Source organism: Bulleidia sp. HCP3S3_C9 (assembly GCF_052064035.1).
Lineage (GTDB): Bacteria > Bacillota_I > Bacilli_A > Erysipelotrichales > Erysipelotrichaceae > Bulleidia.
Map to the genome: position 1 here is coordinate 1 of NZ_JBQHWJ010000092.1, position 2,895 is coordinate 2,895.

Genomic DNA, 2,895 nt, shown 5'->3' on the forward strand with positions numbered 1-2,895 from the left:
CCCCGTCAATTCCTTTATGTTTCACACTTGCGTGCATACTCCACAGGCGGAATGCTTATCGCGTTAGTTTCGGCACCGGGTCGCCCCGATACCTAGCATTCATCGTTTACAGCGTGGACTACTAGGGTATCTAATCCTATTTGCTCCCCACGCTTTCGTGCCTCAGCGTCAGTCTCTGTCTAGGTAGCCGCCTTCGCCACCGGTGTTCCTCCATATATCTACGCATTTTACCGCTACACATGGAATTCCACTACCCTCTCCAGTACTCTAGCCTGCCAGTATCTATGGCTTTATGGGGTTGAGCCCCACGCTTTCACCATAAACTTAACAGGCCGCCTACGCACCCTTTACGCCCAATAATTCCGGATAACGCTCGCTACCTACGTATTACCGCGGCTGCTGGCACGTAGTTAGCCGTAGCTTTCTGGTAAGGTACCGTCACTCACCTATTCTCTAGATGCCGTTCTTCCCTTACAACAGAGCTTTACAATCCGAAGACCTTCATCACTCACGCGGCGTTGCTCGGTCAGGGTTGCCCCCATTGCCGAAAATTCCCTACTGCTGCCTCCCGTAGGAGTCTGGGCCGTGTCTCAGTCCCAATGTGGCCGTTCAGCCTCTCAGCCCGGCTATGCATCATCGCCATGGTGGGCCGTTACCTCACCATCCAGCTAATGCACCGTAAGCCCATCCACCAGTGTCTCTCTCCTTTAATACACAGACCATGCGGTCTGTGTACCTATCCGGTCTTAGTCCCCGTTTCCAGGGATTATCCCGGTCTTCGTGGGCAGGTTGCTTACGTATTACTCACCCGTTCGCCTCTATTTCCGTCCAGCAAGCTGGACTTCTATCGATCGACTTGCATGTATTAGGCACGCCGCCAGCGTTTATCCTGAGCCAGGATCAAACTCTTCATTTGATTAGCTCTTCTATTGTGACAGCCTGTCGCTGTCTTTCTTGCATAAACTTATTGACGTTCGTTGTTTCTTGTAATGTGTCTATTTCCTGTTCAGTTTTCAAAGAACTTCCTCACTGCCCTTTCGAACAGTGCTCGATGAGTATATCATCTTCCCGCTTCCTCTGTCAACATGTTTTTTCGCTTTTTTTGTTTCCATGTCTCACACTTCTCTGCGGCCTATTGAATATACTCTCTTTCCTCTCTCTTTGCAAGGAAAATTTCATTTATTTTTTCTTCAAATGCTATTTTTTCGCTCCAGTATTAAAAAAGTAGTAGAATACCTGTATTAGAAAGAAGGTAAATTTATGGCTTGTACAACAATATTAGTAGGTAAAAAAGCAAGTAATGATGGATCAACAATGATTGCTAGAAACGATGACGGTTTCTATGATGTAAAAGAATTAGTAGTCATTGATCCAAAGAAACAATCTCGCAAATACAAATCTGTGATTTCACATGTTGAAATCGAGCTTCCTGAAGATGGATTGTCATATACATGTTCACCAAATGTTGATAAAAAAGAAGGTGTCTGGGCTGCAGCTGGCATCAATGAAGAAAATATTGGCATGACTGCAACGGAAACAATTACAAGTAATGCACGAACTCTGGGAGCTGATCCTCTTGTAAAGTATAAAAAAGCAAAAAGTAAAAAAGAAAAAGATGTTATTGGTGGTATTGGAGAAGAAGATCTTGTTGTTCTAGTACTCCCATATATTCATTCTGCAAGAGAAGGTGTCATTCGTTTAGCATCGCTGATAGAAAAATATGGGACTTATGAATCTAATGGTATTGCTTTCAATGATAAAGATGAAATCTGGTGGTTTGAATCTATTGGTGGTCATCATTGGATTGCTAGAAAAGTTAAAGATGAAGAATATGTCATTATGCCTAATCAATTTGGTCTTGATCGATTTGATATTGATGATGCCTTTGGTGAGCAGAAAGAAAACATGTGTTCAAAGGACTTGAAGGAATTTATTTCAGATAATCATTTAGATACAAATAATGATGGAGAGTTTAATCCAAGATTGATCTTTGGATCTCACTCTGATCAAGATCATGTATACAATACACCTCGTGCATGGTATATGGCTCGATACTTCAATCCAAGAACATATATCTGGGATGGTGAAAACGCAGACTTTACTCCAGAAAGTGACGATATTCCTTGGGCAATGGTTCCAGAAAGAAAAATCACTGTCGAAGACGTGAAATATATTCTCTCATCCTATTATCAAGGAACAGAATATAATCCATATTCTTCATCTCATTCTGATAAAAAAGGCATGTACAGAACAATTGGTATCGCAAGAACAGGATTCATGTCTATTAATCAGATCAGAAATGAATTACCTGATGAAATTCGTGCTATTGAATGGATTTGCTTTGGTCCAAACCCTTTCAATGTTGTGATTCCATTCTATACAAACACTAAAAAGTTGCCAAAATATGTAAGTGGAACAACATTAGATGTAGATTCCAACAGTTTCTATTGGGTAAGTAGATTGATTGGTGCATTAGCTGACGCAGATTATGCAGCATCCATTCAGCTTGTAGAACGCTATCAGGGTACAGTAGCCGCAAGAGCACATGAAATTATACGCTGTTACGATCAAAAGATAATGGAATCAAATAACTATTCACTCATTGATGAAGCAAATGAAGCAATAGCTGAAATGGCAAAGGAAGAAGCAACAAAAGCATTGAATAACGTATTGCTTGAAAGAAGCAAACATATGAAATGTAACTATAATCGAGCTGATAACTAAAAAATTCAAACATAGCTAAAAAAGAGTAGAGAAACAGCATTCCCTACTCTTTTTCATATTAAAAAAATAAAAAAAAGCAAAGACCTGGCAACGTGCTCGATTCACCGTAAGGCTATTTTTGCCGCTGATGTGCTTAACTTCTGTGTTCGGGATGGGAACAGGTGTGACCAC

Annotated in this window: 1 protein-coding gene and 2 rRNA genes; 1 reads left to right on the forward strand and 2 read right to left on the reverse strand. The window is 41.1% G+C overall.

The genetic code is table 11. The features are described from left to right. Positions 1-916: ribosomal RNA gene (locus ACTND6_RS10705) — 16S ribosomal RNA — on the reverse strand; the annotation flags it as partial. A gap of 344 nt (positions 917-1,260) precedes the next feature. Between ACTND6_RS10705 and ACTND6_RS10710 the strand changes: the two genes are divergently transcribed. Next, positions 1,261-2,724: a C69 family dipeptidase gene (locus ACTND6_RS10710; RefSeq protein ID WP_441024263.1), complete on the forward strand. Its 1,464-nt coding sequence runs from the start codon at positions 1,261-1,263 to the stop codon at positions 2,722-2,724. Positions 2,725-2,806: 82 nt separating this feature from the next. Here ACTND6_RS10710 and rrf read toward each other — a convergent pair. Continuing rightward, positions 2,807-2,895, reverse strand: a 5S ribosomal RNA gene (gene rrf / locus ACTND6_RS10715); the annotation flags it as partial.

Excerpts from the sequence above, each read along its gene's own strand:
- ACTND6_RS10710 (WP_441024263.1), top strand. The coding sequence starts at position 1,261 with ATGGCTTGTACAACAATATTAGTAGGTAAAAAAGCAAGTAATGATGGA.